At 54.5% G+C, this 16,875-nt stretch carries 16 protein-coding genes; 6 read left to right on the top strand and 10 right to left on the bottom strand.

Features of this window, described 5'->3' with window-relative positions:
* Positions 1-29: 29 nt before the first annotated feature.
* Positions 30-422: an 8-oxo-dGTP diphosphatase MutT gene (gene mutT, locus QE396_RS13095; RefSeq protein ID WP_014168637.1), complete on the top strand. Its 393-nt coding sequence runs from the start codon at positions 30-32 to the stop codon at positions 420-422.
* A gap of 1 nt (position 423) precedes the next feature.
* On the opposite strand, the gene yacG is transcribed toward mutT, so the two are convergent.
* The 3 genes from yacG to coaE are packed head-to-tail and all read right to left on the bottom strand — an operon-like array spanning position 424 to position 1,991.
* Positions 424-618 (bottom strand): DNA gyrase inhibitor YacG, encoded by a 195-nt coding sequence (gene yacG, locus QE396_RS13090; RefSeq protein ID WP_020882580.1) that lies wholly within the window; start codon positions 616-618, stop codon positions 424-426.
* Positions 619-627: 9 nt separating this feature from the next.
* Positions 628-1,371, bottom strand: coding sequence for a cell division protein ZapD (zapD, locus tag QE396_RS13085; protein WP_014168639.1), 744 nt, complete (start codon positions 1,369-1,371; stop codon positions 628-630).
* Positions 1,371-1,991, bottom strand: coding sequence for a dephospho-CoA kinase (gene coaE, locus QE396_RS13080; protein WP_020882581.1), 621 nt, complete (start codon positions 1,989-1,991; stop codon positions 1,371-1,373). Before coaE ends, zapD begins: the two co-directional genes overlap by 1 nt.
* Before the next feature lie 228 nt (positions 1,992-2,219).
* On the opposite strand from coaE, the gene QE396_RS13075 reads away from it, so the two are divergent.
* Positions 2,220-3,263, top strand: a complete 1,044-nt coding sequence (locus tag QE396_RS13075) for a GMP reductase (protein WP_014168641.1) — start codon at positions 2,220-2,222, stop codon at positions 3,261-3,263.
* A gap of 33 nt (positions 3,264-3,296) precedes the next feature.
* Here the strand turns inward: QE396_RS13075 and hofC are convergent, their stop codons facing one another.
* From hofC to nadC, 4 genes are all read right to left on the bottom strand, one after another.
* Positions 3,297-4,481 carry a protein transport protein HofC gene (hofC, locus tag QE396_RS13070; RefSeq protein WP_020882582.1) on the bottom strand — a complete coding sequence of 395 codons (1,185 nt, stop codon included), beginning with the start codon at positions 4,479-4,481 and terminating at the stop codon, positions 3,297-3,299.
* Positions 4,471-5,853 carry a type II secretion system protein GspE gene (gspE, locus tag QE396_RS13065; RefSeq protein ID WP_020882583.1) on the bottom strand — a complete coding sequence of 461 codons (1,383 nt, stop codon included), beginning with the start codon at positions 5,851-5,853 and terminating at the stop codon, positions 4,471-4,473. The genes hofC and gspE overlap by 11 nt, the downstream gene beginning before the upstream one ends.
* Before the next feature lie 10 nt (positions 5,854-5,863).
* Entirely contained in the window at positions 5,864-6,301 is a 438-nt protein-coding gene (ppdD, locus tag QE396_RS13060; protein WP_014168644.1) for a prepilin peptidase-dependent pilin, read from the bottom strand.
* Positions 6,302-6,474: 173 nt separating this feature from the next.
* Positions 6,475-7,368 (bottom strand): carboxylating nicotinate-nucleotide diphosphorylase, encoded by an 894-nt coding sequence (gene nadC, locus QE396_RS13055; RefSeq protein ID WP_020882584.1) that lies wholly within the window; start codon positions 7,366-7,368, stop codon positions 6,475-6,477.
* Positions 7,369-7,455: 87 nt separating this feature from the next.
* Here nadC and ampD point away from each other — a divergent pair, with 87 nt between their 5' ends.
* Together ampD and ampE are read left to right on the top strand one after the other, a co-directional pair.
* Positions 7,456-8,007, top strand: coding sequence for a 1,6-anhydro-N-acetylmuramyl-L-alanine amidase AmpD (gene ampD, locus QE396_RS13050; RefSeq protein WP_020882585.1), 552 nt, complete (start codon positions 7,456-7,458; stop codon positions 8,005-8,007).
* Between the two features lie 9 nt (positions 8,008-8,016).
* Positions 8,017-8,871, top strand: a complete 855-nt coding sequence (ampE, locus tag QE396_RS13045) for a beta-lactamase regulator AmpE (RefSeq protein WP_020882586.1) — start codon at positions 8,017-8,019, stop codon at positions 8,869-8,871.
* Between the two features lie 18 nt (positions 8,872-8,889).
* On the opposite strand, the gene QE396_RS13040 is transcribed toward ampE, so the two are convergent.
* The 3 genes from QE396_RS13040 to aroP form a co-directional block, all read right to left on the bottom strand.
* A complete protein-coding gene (locus QE396_RS13040) occupies positions 8,890-9,840 on the bottom strand; it encodes a family 43 glycosylhydrolase (RefSeq protein ID WP_020882587.1) in 951 nt (316 codons plus the stop codon).
* A 10-nt stretch (positions 9,841-9,850) separates the two neighbouring features.
* Positions 9,851-11,248 (bottom strand): glycoside-pentoside-hexuronide (GPH):cation symporter, encoded by a 1,398-nt coding sequence (locus QE396_RS13035; RefSeq protein ID WP_014168649.1) that lies wholly within the window; start codon positions 11,246-11,248, stop codon positions 9,851-9,853.
* A 164-nt stretch (positions 11,249-11,412) separates the two neighbouring features.
* On the bottom strand, positions 11,413-12,783 hold the full coding sequence (aroP, locus tag QE396_RS13030) for an aromatic amino acid transporter AroP (RefSeq protein WP_014168651.1): 1,371 nt from the start codon (positions 12,781-12,783) through the stop codon (positions 11,413-11,415).
* Positions 12,784-13,320: 537 nt separating this feature from the next.
* Between aroP and pdhR the strand changes: the two genes are divergently transcribed.
* Positions 13,321-14,085 (top strand): pyruvate dehydrogenase complex transcriptional repressor PdhR, encoded by a 765-nt coding sequence (gene pdhR / locus QE396_RS13025; RefSeq protein ID WP_013095596.1) that lies wholly within the window; start codon positions 13,321-13,323, stop codon positions 14,083-14,085.
* A gap of 123 nt (positions 14,086-14,208) precedes the next feature.
* The gene (gene aceE, locus QE396_RS13020; RefSeq protein WP_014168653.1) at positions 14,209-16,872 is read left to right on the top strand and encodes a pyruvate dehydrogenase (acetyl-transferring), homodimeric type; all 2,664 of its coding nucleotides are present in this window, start codon (positions 14,209-14,211) and stop codon (positions 16,870-16,872) included.
* The last annotated feature ends 3 nt before the right edge of the window (positions 16,873-16,875 follow it).

Below are 16,875 nucleotides of genomic sequence, written 5' to 3'. Positions count from 1 at the left end.
ATCTGCGCCTTTTTTATGGAAGTGACAATATGAAAATACTGCAAATTGCCGTCGGGATTATTCGCAACCCGCAAAACCAGTTCTTTATCACCCAGCGCGCCGCCGACGCCCATATGGCGAACAAATGGGAGTTTCCGGGCGGGAAAATCGAGTCAGGCGAAACGCCGGAACAGGCGCTGATCCGTGAGCTTCAGGAAGAAGTGGGGATCACCCCGCTTGGCGCAACGCTGTTTGACAAGCTCGAATACCAGTTTCCCGACCGTCACATTACGCTTTGGTTCTGGCTGGTGGAAAACTGGGAGGGGGATCCCTGGGGCAAAGAGGGGCAACCGGGTAACTGGGTTGAACTGCAGGCAAGCGATGCCGACAAATTCCCGCCGGCAAATGAACCTGTGATTACCCGGTTAGTGCAGGGCGTTTAATTTACTGCTGTTCTTCACTCCAGTCATCGCTGTCCGAAAGAGTGCCTTCACTCGGAATGCGTTTCTCTTCCGCCGCCCATTCGCCCAGGTCAATTAACTGACAGCGTTTACAGCAGAATGGGCGGTATGGGCTCACTTCGCCCCAGACAACACTTTTGCCACAGGTTGGGCAGTTTACGATGGTTACGTCAGACATTGGCACTCCTTAACAACAGGCCAGTTCAAAATCGAGGCGTTCCGGCACGGTGCCATTTTCACTGTCCAGCGGCATAAAGCGAATCGCAAAACGGCTCTTATGCCCGGAAATTTGCGGGTAAAGCTGCACGTCGAGCGAAAGGTTCAGTCGCAGCAGATCGGCATCGTCCCCGTTATCCTGGTAAAAACCGTTCAGGCTGGTCTGCTTGCGGAACGGCGCAGAGTTACGGATAAGATCGAGGATCAGCGATAACGTCCGGTGCATCGGCTCCAGGCTTTCCAGCCAGATATTCACCTGCGCATCACGCTGCGTTTGCGGCATGTGCAGCCACATATGAAGCGTCGGCAGGTCAAAGCTGCAGCATCCACCGGGAATACTCAGGCGCTGGCGTACCAGGGCAATCAAGCGATCTTCACGCAAAAACTGGCCAACGCGAGGGGCAGCCATTAACGTGCTGCTACTGCTTTTTAACTGCTGACGCAGGGAATCGATACGGCTTTGATCAACACCCGGGACTTCCGCCCATGCCTGCAGTTTACGCTGCTGACGCTCGAGTTCTTTCAGTAATTCGGTGCGAACATCTCCACGCTCAATCACATCCAGCAGGTCGCCCACATTGCGGAAGAAGTGCAACGCAGTGGCGTGATCGTTGACAGGCAGGTGTTGCGAGAGTTGTTGAATAAGAAATTCGATACGCAGCCAGGTACGCATTTTTTCGTTAAGCGGATGCTCAAAAAGGATGTGAGTCGACATTATGGTTTTTCCTGTGCAACGGCCTGCGCGGCGAAGGTCAAATACTGCGCGTGCAGACGGGCAACATCCGATGCAATGGCATCTGGTGCGCCGTTATTATCAATAATATCATCCGCAACGGCCAGGCGCTGATCGCGCGTGGCCTGAGCGGCAAGAATTTGTTCGGCATGTTCGCGCGAGACGCGATCGCGCGTCATGGTTCGCTGGATTTGCGTTTCGGGAAGGACATCAATGACCAGAACCCGATCGGCTTTCTTCTGCAGCTGATTTTCTACCAGCAACGGAACTACCCACAGCACATACGGTGAGCGGGCGGCGGCAATCTGACGCTGGGTTTCCTGGTGGATAATGGGGTGGAGCAGGGCATTAAGCCAGACCTTTTCCGCAGAATCGGAAAAAATGCATTCGCGAAGCTGTCGGCGATTTAGCGTGCCGTCCGCATTGATGATGGCCGGGCCAAAATGTTCTTCAATGGCCTTTAACGCGGGTGTATTCGGTTCTACCACCTGACGGGCAATGATATCGGCATCGATAATCGCGATACCCAGGCGAGCGAAAGCGTCCGCAACGGTACTTTTGCCACTACCGATGCCGCCGGTTAATGCGACGGTATACCCCATTAAATCAAATCCTGGGAATTATTCATTATTAAAATCAGTTGGTTGAAATTCAAACGTGTGCCAGCCAATGTTTAGCTCTCTTTACCGGCTTTTTACCAGGTAAATTCATAGGATTGTAGCGTAAAAAAAGAGAATTTCGCAGTCTTGCGGAGCAGGTATTAGTGCGTATGATAACGTCACTGGAGTTGTGCTTTTAACATATTTGCCTCTAACCCCAGGAATCACCACATGCGTATCGAAGAAGATCTGAAGTTAGGTTTCAAAGACGTTCTTATCCGCCCTAAACGCTCTACACTGAAAAGTCGCTCAGACGTTGAACTCGAACGTCAATTCACCTTTAAACATTCCGGTCAGACCTGGTCTGGCGTGCCGATCATCGCTGCCAATATGGACACCGTGGGAACCTTCGAGATGGCAACCGCGCTGGCACAGTTCGACATCCTCACGGCAGTTCACAAACACTACAGCCCTGAAGAGTGGAACGCCTTTGTGGCATCCGCTTCTGCTGAGGTCGTGAAGCATGTGATGGTCTCTACCGGAACCTCAGATGCCGATTTCGAAAAGACCAAACAAATCCTCAAGAGTAACCCCGCGCTGAACTTCGTCTGTATTGATGTAGCGAATGGTTATTCCGAACACTTCGTGCAGTTCGTGAGCAAGGCGCGTGAAGCCTGGCCGAACAAAACCATCATTGCGGGTAACGTAGTGACCGGCGAGATGTGTGAGGAGCTGATCCTCTCTGGCGCAGATATCGTCAAAGTGGGCATTGGCCCGGGTTCCGTGTGCACCACGCGTGTGAAAACCGGTGTCGGTTATCCGCAGCTTTCTGCGGTTATTGAATGTGCCGATGCCGCGCACGGCCTGGGCGGCCAGATCATCAGTGACGGTGGTTGTACTACCCCGGGTGATGTCGCGAAAGCTTTCGGCGGCGGCGCAGACTTCGTGATGCTTGGCGGTATGCTGGCAGGTCACGAAGAGAGTGGCGGTACCGTGGTGGAAGAGAACGGTGAGAAATTTATGCTGTTCTACGGTATGAGCTCTGAATCGGCGATGACCCGTCACGTGGGTGGCGTTGCAAAATACCGTGCGGCAGAAGGCAAAACCGTGAAGCTGCCGCTGCGCGGCCCGGTTGAGAATACCGCGCGTGATATTCTTGGTGGCCTGCGTTCGGCCTGCACCTATGTGGGGGCATCCCGCCTGAAAGAGTTGACGAAACGCACGACCTTTATCCGCGTTCAGGAACAGGAAAACCGCGTTTTCAATAGCCTGTAATCGCGTAAGCTGGCGCGCATCCGTGTGCCAGCGTTATCCCGCACTCATCGCATCCCCGAGATGGAAGATAGGCAGATACATTGCCACCACCAGCGTGCCGATAATCACACCCGTCACGATCAGCAGCACAGGCTCCAGCACGGCAGCCAGGTTATCTGCTGACTGAAAGGTTTGCTCCGTGTGGTGACGCGCCAGGTTTACCAGCATGATATCGAGCGCACCTGACGTTTCACCGGTTCGTAATAGCTGAATACACAGCGGAGTAAAAACCGCCGCCTTTTGAAAGGATGCCCAAAGGGGATAACCCTTTTCAATGTCTTCCCGGATGGCGCGGAGTATCCCCTGCCAGTACCTGCTCTCAACCGTCTCTTCTGCACTCTCCAGACCCTTTAAAAAAGCGATGCCCGCCTGCTGCGTGAGCGACAGCACGGTAAAAATTTGCCCCAGCTTTTGTCCTTTAGCCAGCGCGCCCATGACGGGGATATGCAGCAGTACGTGTTGCCAGCGTGGATCCTGCCGCCAAGCCCAGGCGATGCTCACAGGAAGGAGTAGCCCCGCGAACAGCGCGAGGGCATAGGACTGTATAAACGTTGCCATTCCCATGACTATTTGTGTCAGCATCGGGAGCGGGGTATTAAACGTTTTGTAGATGGCGGCGAATTCGGGCAAGACCAGAGTGACCATGGCCAGCACCACGAGTACCGCCAGAGCCAGGATTACCATCGGGTAACGCAGTGCCTTTTTCACTTTCGCACTGAGTTGCTGCTGTGATTTTTGTTGCTGGGCAAGCTCACGGCAGCACGTCTCCAGCTTCCCGGTTAGCTCGCCGGTCTTCACCATCGACACATACAGTGGGCTAAATACCGCGGGCCAGCGCTTCAGCGCCTCAGAAAAAGGGCATCCTTCACTCAGCTCATCGGCAAGGCTTTGCAGGAGTGCCTGCCAGGGGGTTATCGGATGCTGGTCCGCCAGCATCTGCAGGCTGTCAGACAGTGTCAGGCCCGCCTGCAAAAGCGTGGCGAGCTGGTGAAATACCTCATAGCGGTGATGTGGTCGCCAGCGATACCTCTGCGTGCAGCGGGTGATTGTCAGAGGATGCAGCGCTTTGCGCATCAGCCTGTGGAAAGCCGCATTGCGGTCAGTTGCCCATAGAGCCCCGCTTCGGGGCTCTCCTTCAACGGATAGCGCACGCCAGCGCCAGAGGTGATTAGCAGCCATCGGGCATTCCCAGGATACGCAGCAACTCTTCGAGCGTGGTCAGTCCCTGTTCAACAGCCATACAGCCATGTTCGAAAAGGGATGTCATTCCTGCCTGACGGGCGCTGGCCTCAATCACCTCTGTCCCCGCTCCGCTGGCAATGGCCTGCCGGAGTGTCTGGTCAATGACGAGCACTTCAAAAATGGCGACGCGACCATAAAAACCGTGATAACAGCGCTCACAGCCGGTGGGTTGCCAGCGCGGTAGCGGCCGGGGCCAAACGGAGCGAGGCAGTTCTGCCCGCTTGTCGGTTTCCTGGCGGCAATGGGGGCATAAACGGCGCACCAGTCGCTGGGCGATGACCAGCGAGAGGGCGGAAGAGATCATCCATCGCGCCACCCCCATCTGCTGCAGGCGGATCAGGGTTTCCGCCGTCGAGTTGGTGTGTAGCGTCGACAACACCAGATGCCCGGTTTGTGCGGCATTAATGGCAATCTCTGCCGTTTCGCCATCACGAATTTCGCCGACCATAATGATGTCAGGATCCTGACGTAGCAGCGCTCTCAGCACCGTCTGGAAGGTGAGGCCCGCACGCGGGTTTATCTGCGTCTGGTTTAATCCTGCAAGCGGGATCTCTATCGGGTCTTCCACGCTGCAGATGTTCACATCCGGCGTGTTTCGAGCCTGCAGCGCGCTATACAGCGTCACGGTTTTACCGCTGCCGGTGGGGCCGGTAACCAGAATCAGCCCCTGCGGCTGGTGGAGCACTTCGCTAAAGCCGGCCAGCTGTTTAGCATTCATCCCCAACGTTTCCGGCTCAAGAGATTGCTGAACCTGATGCAGCAGGCGCAGTACAATTTTTTCACCCCCGCTGCAGGGAAGCGTGGCGATGCGAAATGAGACCGGCTCGTTTGCCAGCTCAATCGTAAACTGACCGTCCTGGGGTAAGCGGCGCTCCGCAATATCGAGGTTACCCAGCACTTTTAACCGGGCGCTGAGCATGGTGGCCAGCGCGGCTGAAAGTGGGGGCTGCGGGCAAAGCACGCCGTCGATGCGCAGGCGAATCTGGCAAGTCTGCTCCATCGGTTCAATATGAATATCAGAAGCGCGTTGGTTTATCGCCTGCTGAAGCGTGTGGTTAAGAATATCCACCGCTGAGTGTGTCGGCGTAACGACGGGCAGATGCGTTTGTGTGGTTAACTGCCGGTGCTTTTCCATGCGCTCGGCGCTCCAGCACTCGATATCAATCCGTTTCTGGGTAGCGAAACGCAGGGCTTCCATCAGTTCAGGGCCGGGGTTTCCCACGACGGCAATGCTAATCATGTCGCTATCGCTGCTCAGCAGAAGGGCATGATGACGCAGACAAAGTGCGACAAGCTGATCGGTATTCATCATCCGCTCCTCAGTGGGTGTCGAAGCGGAAAACGTCTTCACAGGCCTGCTTGAGCGCGCTGTCGGTACCGATGTTGCAGTCACGCGTCCACCCCGTCATGCCGTTGCCATCACTCCATTGTGGCGTCATGACCACCTCCAGCCCGTTAAGGCTCTCCTGGCCGGTTAAGGTCACGACGCCTTTCGCCACGTTCATGCCTGAAACGTAGCGGGTAGTGGTGGGGGACGGGATACCATTACTGCCTCCGTCACAGCTCTCCACGCCGCCGTGATCCAGGGCGCAAAGCTCAATGGCGGTGCGGTAGGGAATGAAGGTTTGCAGCATATCGGTCAACGCTGCTTTTCGCAGGTAGTTCTGGTACGCGGGAACGCCGATGGCGCTCAGAATGGCAATAATGCCGATCACCACCATCAGCTCAATGAGTGTGAATCCTTGTTGTCTGTCCATGTCTGCTCCTTACGTTAAGTAGGGCTACTCTGGCAGTGAGACAGCGCAGAAACGAGGGGCAAAAAAAGGAACGTGAAGGGGCTTTCAGGGAATTCGTGACGTGTTGCAGGGTAGGGCAATGGTTTTGCGAGCGGGAGTGAATTTCCCCTCTCCGCAACGAGAGGGGAGGGTCATTATTTGAAGCGCATCGAGAGGTCGAGGGCGCGAACGTGCTTGGTCAGCGCCCCAACGGAGATAAAATCAACGCCGGTCTCGGCGAATTCACGGATCGTATCAAACGTCACGTTGCCGGATACTTCAAGCTGGGCTTTGCCGTTGGTCAGTTTTACCGCCTCGCGCATCTGCTCGGTTTCGAAGTTATCAAGCATGATGATATCGGCGCCGGCCTTGATAGCCTGCTCCAGCTCCTCCAGGTTTTCGACTTCCACTTCGACGGGCACATCCGGATGCAGCCAGAAGGCTTTTTCGACCGCCTGACGCACGGATCCCGAGGCAATGATATGGTTCTCTTTAATCAGGAACGCGTCAGACAACCCCAGACGATGGTTTGCACCGCCGCCACAGAGCACCGCGTATTTCAACGCAGTGCGCAGACCCGGTAGCGTTTTGCGGGTATCCAGCAACTGCGTGCGGGTACCCGCCAGCAGGTCAACGTAGCGACGTACTTCGCTTGCCACACCGGACAACGTCTGCACGAAGTTCAGCGCGGTTCGTTCGCCGGTCAGCAGTACACGGGAAGGCCCATCAAGTTCGAACAGCGGCTGATTTGCCGTAATCGCATCACCGTCGTCGACATGCCAGGTGATCTGCACCTCATCGCCTGCCAGTTGGGTAAAGACCTCTTCAACCCAACGCTTACCGCAAAAAATACCCTCTTCGCGCGTAATAATGACCGCATGTGAGCGAGTCTCTTTTGGCAATAATTGTGCGGTAATATCCCTGTCGGCGCTGACGTCACCGCCCAGATCTTCTTTCAGGGCATGGGCAACGCTTGCCGGAATATCCATATTAATACGTTCCAGAAGCGCTTCACGTCGGTTGTCGGGGTTGTAACGGCGAGGCGGCATGATAAAACTCCAAATTGGTAACGAATCATAATATTGAAACATGCTACTCTGAACCGAGTAACAGCACCATACATAAGGAGTTCCAGCATGTTGTTAGAAAACGGATGGCTGGTGGATGCGCGGCATGTGCCCTCGCCGCACCACGACTGCCGCCCGGAGGATGAAAAGCCCACACTGCTGGTTGTTCATAATATCAGTCTCCCGCCGGGTGAGTTTGGCGGCCCGTGGATCGACGCATTATTCACGGGGAACCTGGATCCTGATGCCCATCCTTTCTTTGCTGAGATTGCGCATCTGCGCGTGTCGGCTCACTGTCTGATCCGTCGCGACGGCGAAGTGGTTCAGTACGTCCCTTTTGATAAGCGTGCCTGGCATGCCGGCGTGTCGATGTACCAGGGACGCGACCGCTGCAATGATTTTTCCATCGGGATTGAGCTGGAAGGCACTGACACCACCCCCTACACCGATTCACAGTATCAACAGTTGGTGGCTGTAACCCAAACGCTGATCGGGCTCTATCCCGCGATAGCCGGGAATATTACGGGACACAGCGATATTGCCCCGGCGAGAAAAACCGATCCCGGCCCGGCTTTTGACTGGCCCCGGTTTCGCGCCTTGCTTACCGCGTCGTCAGAATAAGGAGATAACATGACGTTGTTTACCATGCTGCTGGTTATCATCGCTGAACGCCTGTTCAAACTCGGTGAGCACTGGCATCTGGATCACCGGCTGGAGGTGCTTTTCCGCCGGATTAAACATTTTTCCATGCTGCGCACGCTGCTGATGACCGCTGGCGTGATGGTTATAACGTTTTTACTGCTGCGTTCGCTTTACGGCCTCTTTTTCAACGTGCCGCTGCTGGTGGTGTGGATCCTGCTCGGCGTGCTCTGTATTGGCGCGGGCAAGGTGCGTATGCACTACCACGCCTATCTGAAAGCCGCATCTCGTGACGATGTCCATGCGCGGGGCGCCATGGCGAGCGAGCTGACGATGATCCACGGCGTGCCGCCGGATTGCGATGAGCGTGAATTTTTGCGCGAACTGCAAAATGCGCTACTGTGGATCAACTTCCGTTACTACCTGGCACCGCTGTTCTGGTTTGTGGTGGGCGGTCCGTGGGGGCCGGTACTGCTGATGGGCTATGCGTTTCTGCGCGCCTGGCAGACCTGGCTTGCCCGTTACCTTACCCCGCATGAACGTTTATTGTCGGGTATCGATGCCATTCTGCATGTGCTGGACTGGCTCCCGGTACGTCTGGTGGGCGTCGTTTATGCGTTAATTGGCCACGGTGAAAAAGCGCTGCCGGCATGGTTTGCTTCGCTTGCCGACCGCCACACGTCTCAGTATCAGGTGTTGACACGTCTGGCGCAGTTCTCGCTGGCGCGTGAGCCGCATACCGACAAGATTGAAACGCCGAAAGCGGCTGTCTCCATGGCGAAGAAAACGTCGTTTGTGGTGGTCGTGGTCGTGGCGTTGCTGACTATTTACGGCACGCTGGTCTAAGCCAGCGCGCCGTACCGGTCAGATCGTATCAGCAGGCGGGATGCCAAAGTCAGGCATCCCGTTTTCGCCCCAGCGCACGTGTTTCAGACGCGTGTGACGATTCGGGTCATAGAGCGGGTCGCCTTCAATCTCGGTGTAGTTTCGCGCGTGGTAGACCAGCACGTCTTCTCCCTCCGGCGTTTGCGTAAAGCTGTTATGCCCGGGCCCAAACTGACGATTCTCGACGCTGGTTCGGAAAACCGGACGCGACGCTTTATGCCAGTTCGCCGGATTTTGCGGATCGGCGTTCATGTCTATCCACAGTAACCCCATGCAATAGTTCTCATCCGTAGCGCTGGCGGAGTAGCTGATAAACAGCTTATCTTCGTGAAACAGCACTGCCGGACCTTCGTTGACCCAAAATCCGCGGCACTCCCAGTCATACTCCGGTTTACTGAGCATCACCGGCTCGCCTTTGAGCGTCCACGGATTCGCCATTTCGCACAGATAGAGGTTGGAGTTTCCGGAGATATCCGGGGCTTTTTGTGCCCACAAATACCAGCGTTTTCCCTGATGGACGAACGTGGTGGCGTCCAGTGCGAAGGTGTCGAACGGGGTGGTAATCTGGCCTTTCTCGATCCACGTCCCGGTGAGGGGATCGTGGTCCGCACACTCCAGCGCAAACATACGGTGCTGGAACATCCCGAGGCTGTCCAGCGCCTGGGTATGGGTGGCGGCAAAATAGATATACCACTTACCGTCAATGTGGTGCAGTTCCGGTGCCCAGATCAACTGGCTCATCGGCCCGGTCTCCGGTTTACGCCAGACCACGACCTCTTCGGCATCGCGTAGTCCTTCCAGCGAGTCGGCGCGACGGATCTCGAGCCTGTCGTACTGCGGCACGGAGGCGATAAAGTAGTACAGCCCCTCGTGGTGCAGAATATAGGGGTCGGCACGTTGTTCAATAAACGGGTTTGGCCAGGTGTGCATTCGGCTTTCCTTATTTCGTCTCAGCGGCTTTGAGTTCCTGATAATTATTCAGCTCGCGATAATTGTTGCGACGCTTCTCGAGGTCTTCCTGGATCTGCTTCATCGTTTCGCGGTCAACCTTCAGCAGACGTACCACGCCTGCGGTAATGAGATACCCGACGCCCGGAATCACGGTAAACAGCAATACAATGCCGTTGATGGCATCCGGACTTTGCGCTTTCGCCCCCGCGTCATAACCGTACCAGGAGAGCAGGAAACCAACCATCGCACCGGCAATCGCCAGCCCCAGTTTGAGGAAGAAGATGTTACCGGAGAAGCTGATCCCGGTGATGCGCTTACCGGTTTTCCACTCACCGTAGTCATCGACGTCGGCCATCAGCGACCAGTGCAGCGGAGACGGGATCTGGTGCAGGATGTTCAGCAGGAAGTAGAGCACCACAATGGTGACCGTGGCTTTCGGATCGAAGAAATAGAAGGCGCAGGAGAAAATCGCCAGCACGATGTTGGTCCAGAAGAACACTTTCAGCTTACACCAGCGGTCGGTGAGGACTTTCGCCAGCATACTGCCGAGCATCATGCCAACCACGCCCAGGCTGATAAACAGCGTGGCGAAATGGGTACTCTGGCCCATAACCCAGGTCACGTAGTACATCGTGGCCGCCATGCGGATAAAGCCCGGGCACACGTTGCACAGGGTCAGCAGCAGAATGCGCACCCACTGGTCATTCTTCCACACGTCTTTCAGGTCGTTTTTCAGTTCGTCATGAGTCTGTACCGCCGGGCGTACACGCTCGCGAACGGTATAGAAGCAGAACAGGAACATACCGGTACCAATCAGCGCCAGCACGGTCATTGCCATCTGGTAGCCTTTGGCTTTGTTGTCGCCACCAAACCAGTCGGCCATCGGTAACAGCGTCAGCGACAGCAGCAGCGTGGCGATACCTACCAGCACAAAACGATAGGACTGGCAGGCAACACGTTCCTGCGGATCGTTGGTAATCACGCCGCCTAACGAGCAGTAAGGAATGTTGATTGCCGTATAGGTTAAAGAGAGCAGGAAATAGGTGACGAAGGCATAGATAACTTTGCTGTTGTAGCTCCACTCTGGTGTGGTGAACATCAGAATGCTGAACAGCGCATAGGGAAAGGCAATCCACAGCAGCCATGGACGAAACCGGCCATATTTACTGCGGGTACGGTCGGCGATGGCCCCCATAATCGGATCCGTTACGGCATCAATTACGCGGACAGACAGCAGCAGTACGCCGACCAGTGCAGGTGCCAGGCCAAAAATATCGGTATAAAAATAATTAACAAACAACATGATGGCGCCAAAGATGATGTTGCAACCTGCATCGCCCATCCCATAGCCGATCTTTTCTTTTACTGACAGTTTAGCGTTATCCATAGACTGCTCTCCGGGTTACGGTATGGAGAGAATTATTTGCTGGCAAACGAATATATGCGTTGCAGTATCAGGGCGGTGATATGGATAAATACGCTGTTGGCGTGAAACTGTGAGGGAGGTAACAACACGCGGTACCTGCAAAACGCAGATACCGCGGGGGAGACTTAGTGAGCTTTCAGGGCGTTGCGGCTTTTCTGGCTAAACAGATAGCCGATACCAAGAACGGCAACCCAGACTGGGATCAGGTACACCGAGATTGCCATACCCGGGGTCAGCAGCATGATGACCAGCACTCCCGCCATAAACAGCAGGCAGATCCAGTTGCCCAGCGGATAGAGCAGGGCAGGGAAGCGAGTCTTCACACCCTGCTGATGCTTGGCACGGCGGAACTTGATGTGTGCCAGGCTGATCATCGCCCAGTTGATAACCAGGGCAGAGACCACCAGCGCCATCAGCAGGCCAAACGCCGATTCCGGTGCCAGATAGTTAATCAGGACACACAGCGCCGTTACGATCGCCGAAACGATGATGGTGTTCACCGGAACGCCACGCTTGTCGACGTTGAGCAGCATCTTCGGCGCGTTACCCTGCTGGGCCAGGCCGAACAGCATACGGCTGTTGCAGTATACGCAGCTGTTATAGACCGACAGCGCCGCCGTCAGCACCACGATGTTGAGCGCATTCGCCACGACGGTATCGCCCAGTTCGTGGAAAATCAGGACAAACGGGCTGGTGTCTGCAGTAACGCGCGTCCACGGCAGCAGAGAGAGCAGAACGGCCAGTGAGCCCACATAGAAAATCAGAATACGGTAGATAACCTGGTTGGTCGCTTTCGGAATGCTCTGCTCCGGGTTGTCAGCTTCAGCTGCGGTGATGCCGACCAGCTCCAGACCACCAAAGGAGAACATAATGATTGCCATCATCATCACGAGGCCCGTCATGCCGTGAGGCAGGAAGCCGCCCTGTTCCCAGAGGTTGCGTACCGTGGCCTGCGGGCCACCATTGCCGCTAAACAGCAGCCAGCCGCCAAAGATGATCATCGCCACGACAGCAACTACTTTGATGATGGCAAACCAGAACTCCATCTCACCGAAGACTTTAACGTTGGTGAGGTTGATGGCGTTAATAATGACGAAGAAGGCCGCAGCAGAAGCCCAGGTGGGGATCTCCGGGTACCAGAACTGAATGTATTTCCCGACGGCGGTCAGTTCAGCCATGGCAACCAGAACGTACAACACCCAGTAGTTCCAGCCTGACGCGAAACCGGCGAAACTGCCCCAGTACTTATAGGCAAAGTGGCTGAAAGAGCCCGCAACCGGCTCTTCAACGACCATTTCACCTAACTGGCGCATAATCAGAAAAGCGATAAAACCGGCAATGGCGTAACCCAAAATAATGCCGGGACCGGCAGACTGGATAACGGATGCACTTCCCAGAAACAGTCCAGTGCCAATAGCACCGCCCAGTGCGATTAGCTGTATATGGCGGTTCTTCAGACCGCGCTTTAGCTGATCGCCGTGCTGTTGAGCTTCCATTTGAAACCTCGTGTGTGGTTGTTATGTTCACGCGACGCGTGTGTAATTATGAATATCCGTTTTCTGTATTTATTTCTTTACAGTCAATGAGACCGAAAAAAGCGGAGATGTCTTCCGTAAGCGCCAGAATAGTGGTAAGCGCCAGCGATTGCACCTGCTTTATGACGGGGCGATGACGAGTTGAATAAAAAGAAAGCATTTGTAAATCACCCCGCTAACCCTTCATACCCCAACCTATAGAATAGAAATGCTCCGTAAGTGGGCAAAATTTCATATTTTGCGTTGTTGAATCGCTTCAGATTGCAAAAACCCTCGTTTCATTAAGGTTAAAACTCCCACTAAGGGAGTAACTAACTCATTTGTGCGAAGTTACATTTCTGAAACGTTATTTCTGTAAGGTTGTTAAAATGTGCAGGGTTTACTGATTTCAATCAAAACCAATATGGACAGAAGGTGAATACTTTGTTACTTTAGCGATACGAACTTGAAATTGGTAAGACCAATTGACTCCGGGCAAAAAGGCGTAAGACAGGGAATATGGCCTACAGCAAAATTCGCCAACCAAAACTATCTGATGTGATTGAGCAGCAGCTGGAGTTTTTAATCCTCGAAGGGACACTGCGCCCGGGTGAGAAACTTCCGCCAGAACGCGAGCTGGCAAAACAGTTCGACGTTTCACGTCCCTCTCTGCGTGAGGCGATTCAACGTCTCGAAGCAAAGGGCTTGCTGCTTCGTCGCCAGGGCGGCGGAACCTTTGTGCAAAACAGCCTGTGGCAGAGCTTCAGCGATCCGCTGGTAGAACTTCTCTCTGACCACCCAGAATCCCAGTTTGATCTGCTTGAGACCCGTCACGCGCTAGAAGGTATCGCGGCCTATTACGCCGCACTTCGTAGCACTGATGAAGATCGCGTGCGTATCCGCGAACTTCATCAGGCCATTGAACGGGCACAGCAATCCGGCGATTTAGACGCCGAGTCCAATGCCGTTGTCCAGTATCAAATCGCCGTCACCGAAGCTGCACACAATGTTGTGCTCCTCCATCTGCTACGCTGCATGGAGCCGATGCTGGCCCAGAACGTTCGTCAGAATTTTGAATTGTTGTATGCCCGTCGGGACATGCTCCCATTGGTAAGCAACCATCGCACCCGAGTATTCGAGGCGATAATGGCCGGGGAACCGGAGCAGGCGCGCGAAGCGTCGCACCGACATCTGGCTTTCATTGAGGAAATCTTGCTGGACCGCAGCCGTGAACAATCGCGTCGCGAACGTTCATTACGCCGCATACAGCAACGAAAGGATTAAGCGCCAGGGTTTTTTAGAGCGCGGCAACTAAACGCAGAACCTGTCTTATTGTGTTCTTGCCCAAGAGCACAATGGGACAGGTTCCAGACAAATCAACGTATTAGATAGATAAGGAATACCCCCATGTCAGAACGTCTCCAAAATGACGTGGATCCGATCGAAACTCGCGACTGGCTACAGGCGATCGAATCGGTCATCCGTGAAGAAGGTGTTGAGCGTGCTCAGTATCTGATTGATCAGCTGCTTTCTGAAGCCCGCAAAGGCGGTGTGAAGGTTGCTTCAGGTGCAGGGGCTAGCAACTACGTAAACACGATTGCCGTTGAAGACGAACCGGAATACCCGGGCAATCTGGATCTGGAACGCCGTATCCGTTCTGCAATCCGCTGGAACGCCATCATGACCGTTCTGCGCGCGTCCAAGAAAGACCTGGAGCTGGGTGGCCACATGGCGTCCTTCCAGTCTTCTGCGACCGTTTACGAAGTGTGTTTCAACCACTTCTTCCGTGCAGCTAACGAGAAAGACGGCGGCGATCTGGTGTACTTCCAGGGCCACATCTCTCCGGGCATCTATGCACGTGCATTCCTGGAAGGTCGTCTGACTGAAGAGCAGATGAACAACTTCCGTCAGGAAGTTCACGGTAAAGGTCTGTCTTCTTACCCACACCCTAAACTGATGCCAGAATTCTGGCAGTTCCCGACAGTATCCATGGGTCTGGGCCCAATCGGTGCTATCTATCAGGCTAAATTCCTGAAATATCTGGAACACCGTGGTCTGAAAGACACCTCTGAACAGACCGTCTACGCCTTCCTGGGCGATGGCGAGATGGATGAGCCAGAATCGAAAGGCGCAATCACCATTGCGACCCGTGAAAAACTGGACAACCTGTGCTTCATCATCAACTGTAACCTGCAGCGTCTGGATGGTCCGGTAACCGGTAACGGCAAGATCATCAACGAACTGGAAGGCATCTTCGCAGGTGCTGGCTGGAACGTGATCAAAGTGATGTGGGGTTCCCGTTGGGACGAACTGCTGCGTAAAGACACCAGCGGTAAACTGATCCAACTGATGAACGAAACCGTTGACGGTGACTACCAGACCTTCAAATCCAAAGACGGTGCCTACGTTCGTGAGCACTTCTTCGGTAAATATCCTGAAACCGCAGCACTGGTTGCAGACTGGACTGACGAACAGATCTGGGCTCTGAACCGTGGCGGCCACGATCCGAAGAAAATTTACGCTGCACTGAAAAAAGCGCGTGAAACCAAAGGTAAAGCGACTGTAATCCTGGCCCATACCATCAAAGGTTACGGCATGGGTGATACCGCAGAAGGTAAAAACATCGCTCACCAGGTTAAGAAAATGAACATGGACGGCGTGCGTTATATCCGCGACCGTTTCAACGTTCCAGTGACCGATGAGCAGGTAGAAAACCTGTCTTACATCACCTTCCCTGAAGGTTCTGAAGAGCATAAGTACCTGCACGAACGTCGTCAGGCGCTGAAAGGCTACCTGCCAGCTCGTCAGCCTAACTTCACCGAGAAGCTGGAACTGCCAGCGCTGGAAGATTTCTCTCAGCTGCTGGAAGAGCAGAACAAAGAGATCTCTACCACTATCGCTTTCGTTCGTGCCCTGAACGTGATGCTGAAGAACAAGTCGATCAAAGATCGTCTGGTTCCAATCATTGCCGACGAAGCGCGTACTTTCGGTATGGAAGGTCTGTTCCGTCAGATCGGTATTTACAGCCCGAACGGCCAGCAGTACACCCCGCAGGACCGTGAACAGGTTGCTTACTACAAAGAAGACGAGAAAGGTCAGATCCTGCAGGAAGGTATCAACGAGCTGGGCGCAGGCGCATCCTGGCTGGCTGCTGCGACCTCTTACAGCACCAACAACCTGCCGATGATCCCGTTCTACATTTACTACTCCATGTTCGGGTTCCAGCGTATCGGTGACCTGTGCTGGCAGGCAGGCGACCAGCAGGCTCGCGGCTTCCTGATCGGTGGTACTTCTGGTCGTACGACCCTGAACGGTGAAGGTCTGCAGCACGAAGATGGTCACAGCCATATTCAGTCTCTGACTATCCCTAACTGTATCTCTTACGACCCGTCTTACGCGTACGAAGTGGCAGTCATCATGCATGACGGTCTGCAGCGCATGTACGGTGAAGCGCAAGAGAACATTTACTACTACATCACCACGCTGAACGAAAACTACCACATGCCGGCCATGCCAGCAGGTGCCGAGGAAGGTATCCGTAAAGGTATCTACAAACTCGAAACCGTTGCAGGTAGCAAAGGTAAAGTTCAGCTGCTGGGCTCCGGTTCTATCCTGCGTCACGTACGTGAAGCGGCACAGATCCTGGCGAACGACTACGGCGTTGGCTCTGACGTGTACAGCGTAACGTCCTTCACTGAACTGGCGCGTGATGGCCAGGATTGTGAGCGCTGGAACATGCTGCACCCAATGGAAACGCCACGCGTTCCATACATCGCTCAGGTGATGAACGACGCGCCTGCGGTTGCGTCTACTGACTATATGAAACTGTTCGCTGAGCAGGTTCGTACTTACGTACCGGCTGATGACTACCGCGTACTGGGTACTGACGGCTTCGGTCGTTCTGACAGCCGCGAAAACCTGCGTCACCACTTCGAAGTGGATGCATCTTACGTGGTTGTAGCAGCACTGGGCGAACTGGCTAAACGTGGCGAAATCGATAAGAAAGTGGTTGCGGACGCAATCACCAAATTCAACATCGATGCAGATAAAGTTAACCCGCGTCTGGCGTAAGAG

The organism is Enterobacter sp. SORGH_AS_0287 (genome assembly GCF_031453695.1).
Lineage (GTDB): Bacteria > Pseudomonadota > Gammaproteobacteria > Enterobacterales > Enterobacteriaceae > Enterobacter > Enterobacter ludwigii.
This window is presented reverse-complemented; position numbering and strand designations above follow the sequence as displayed.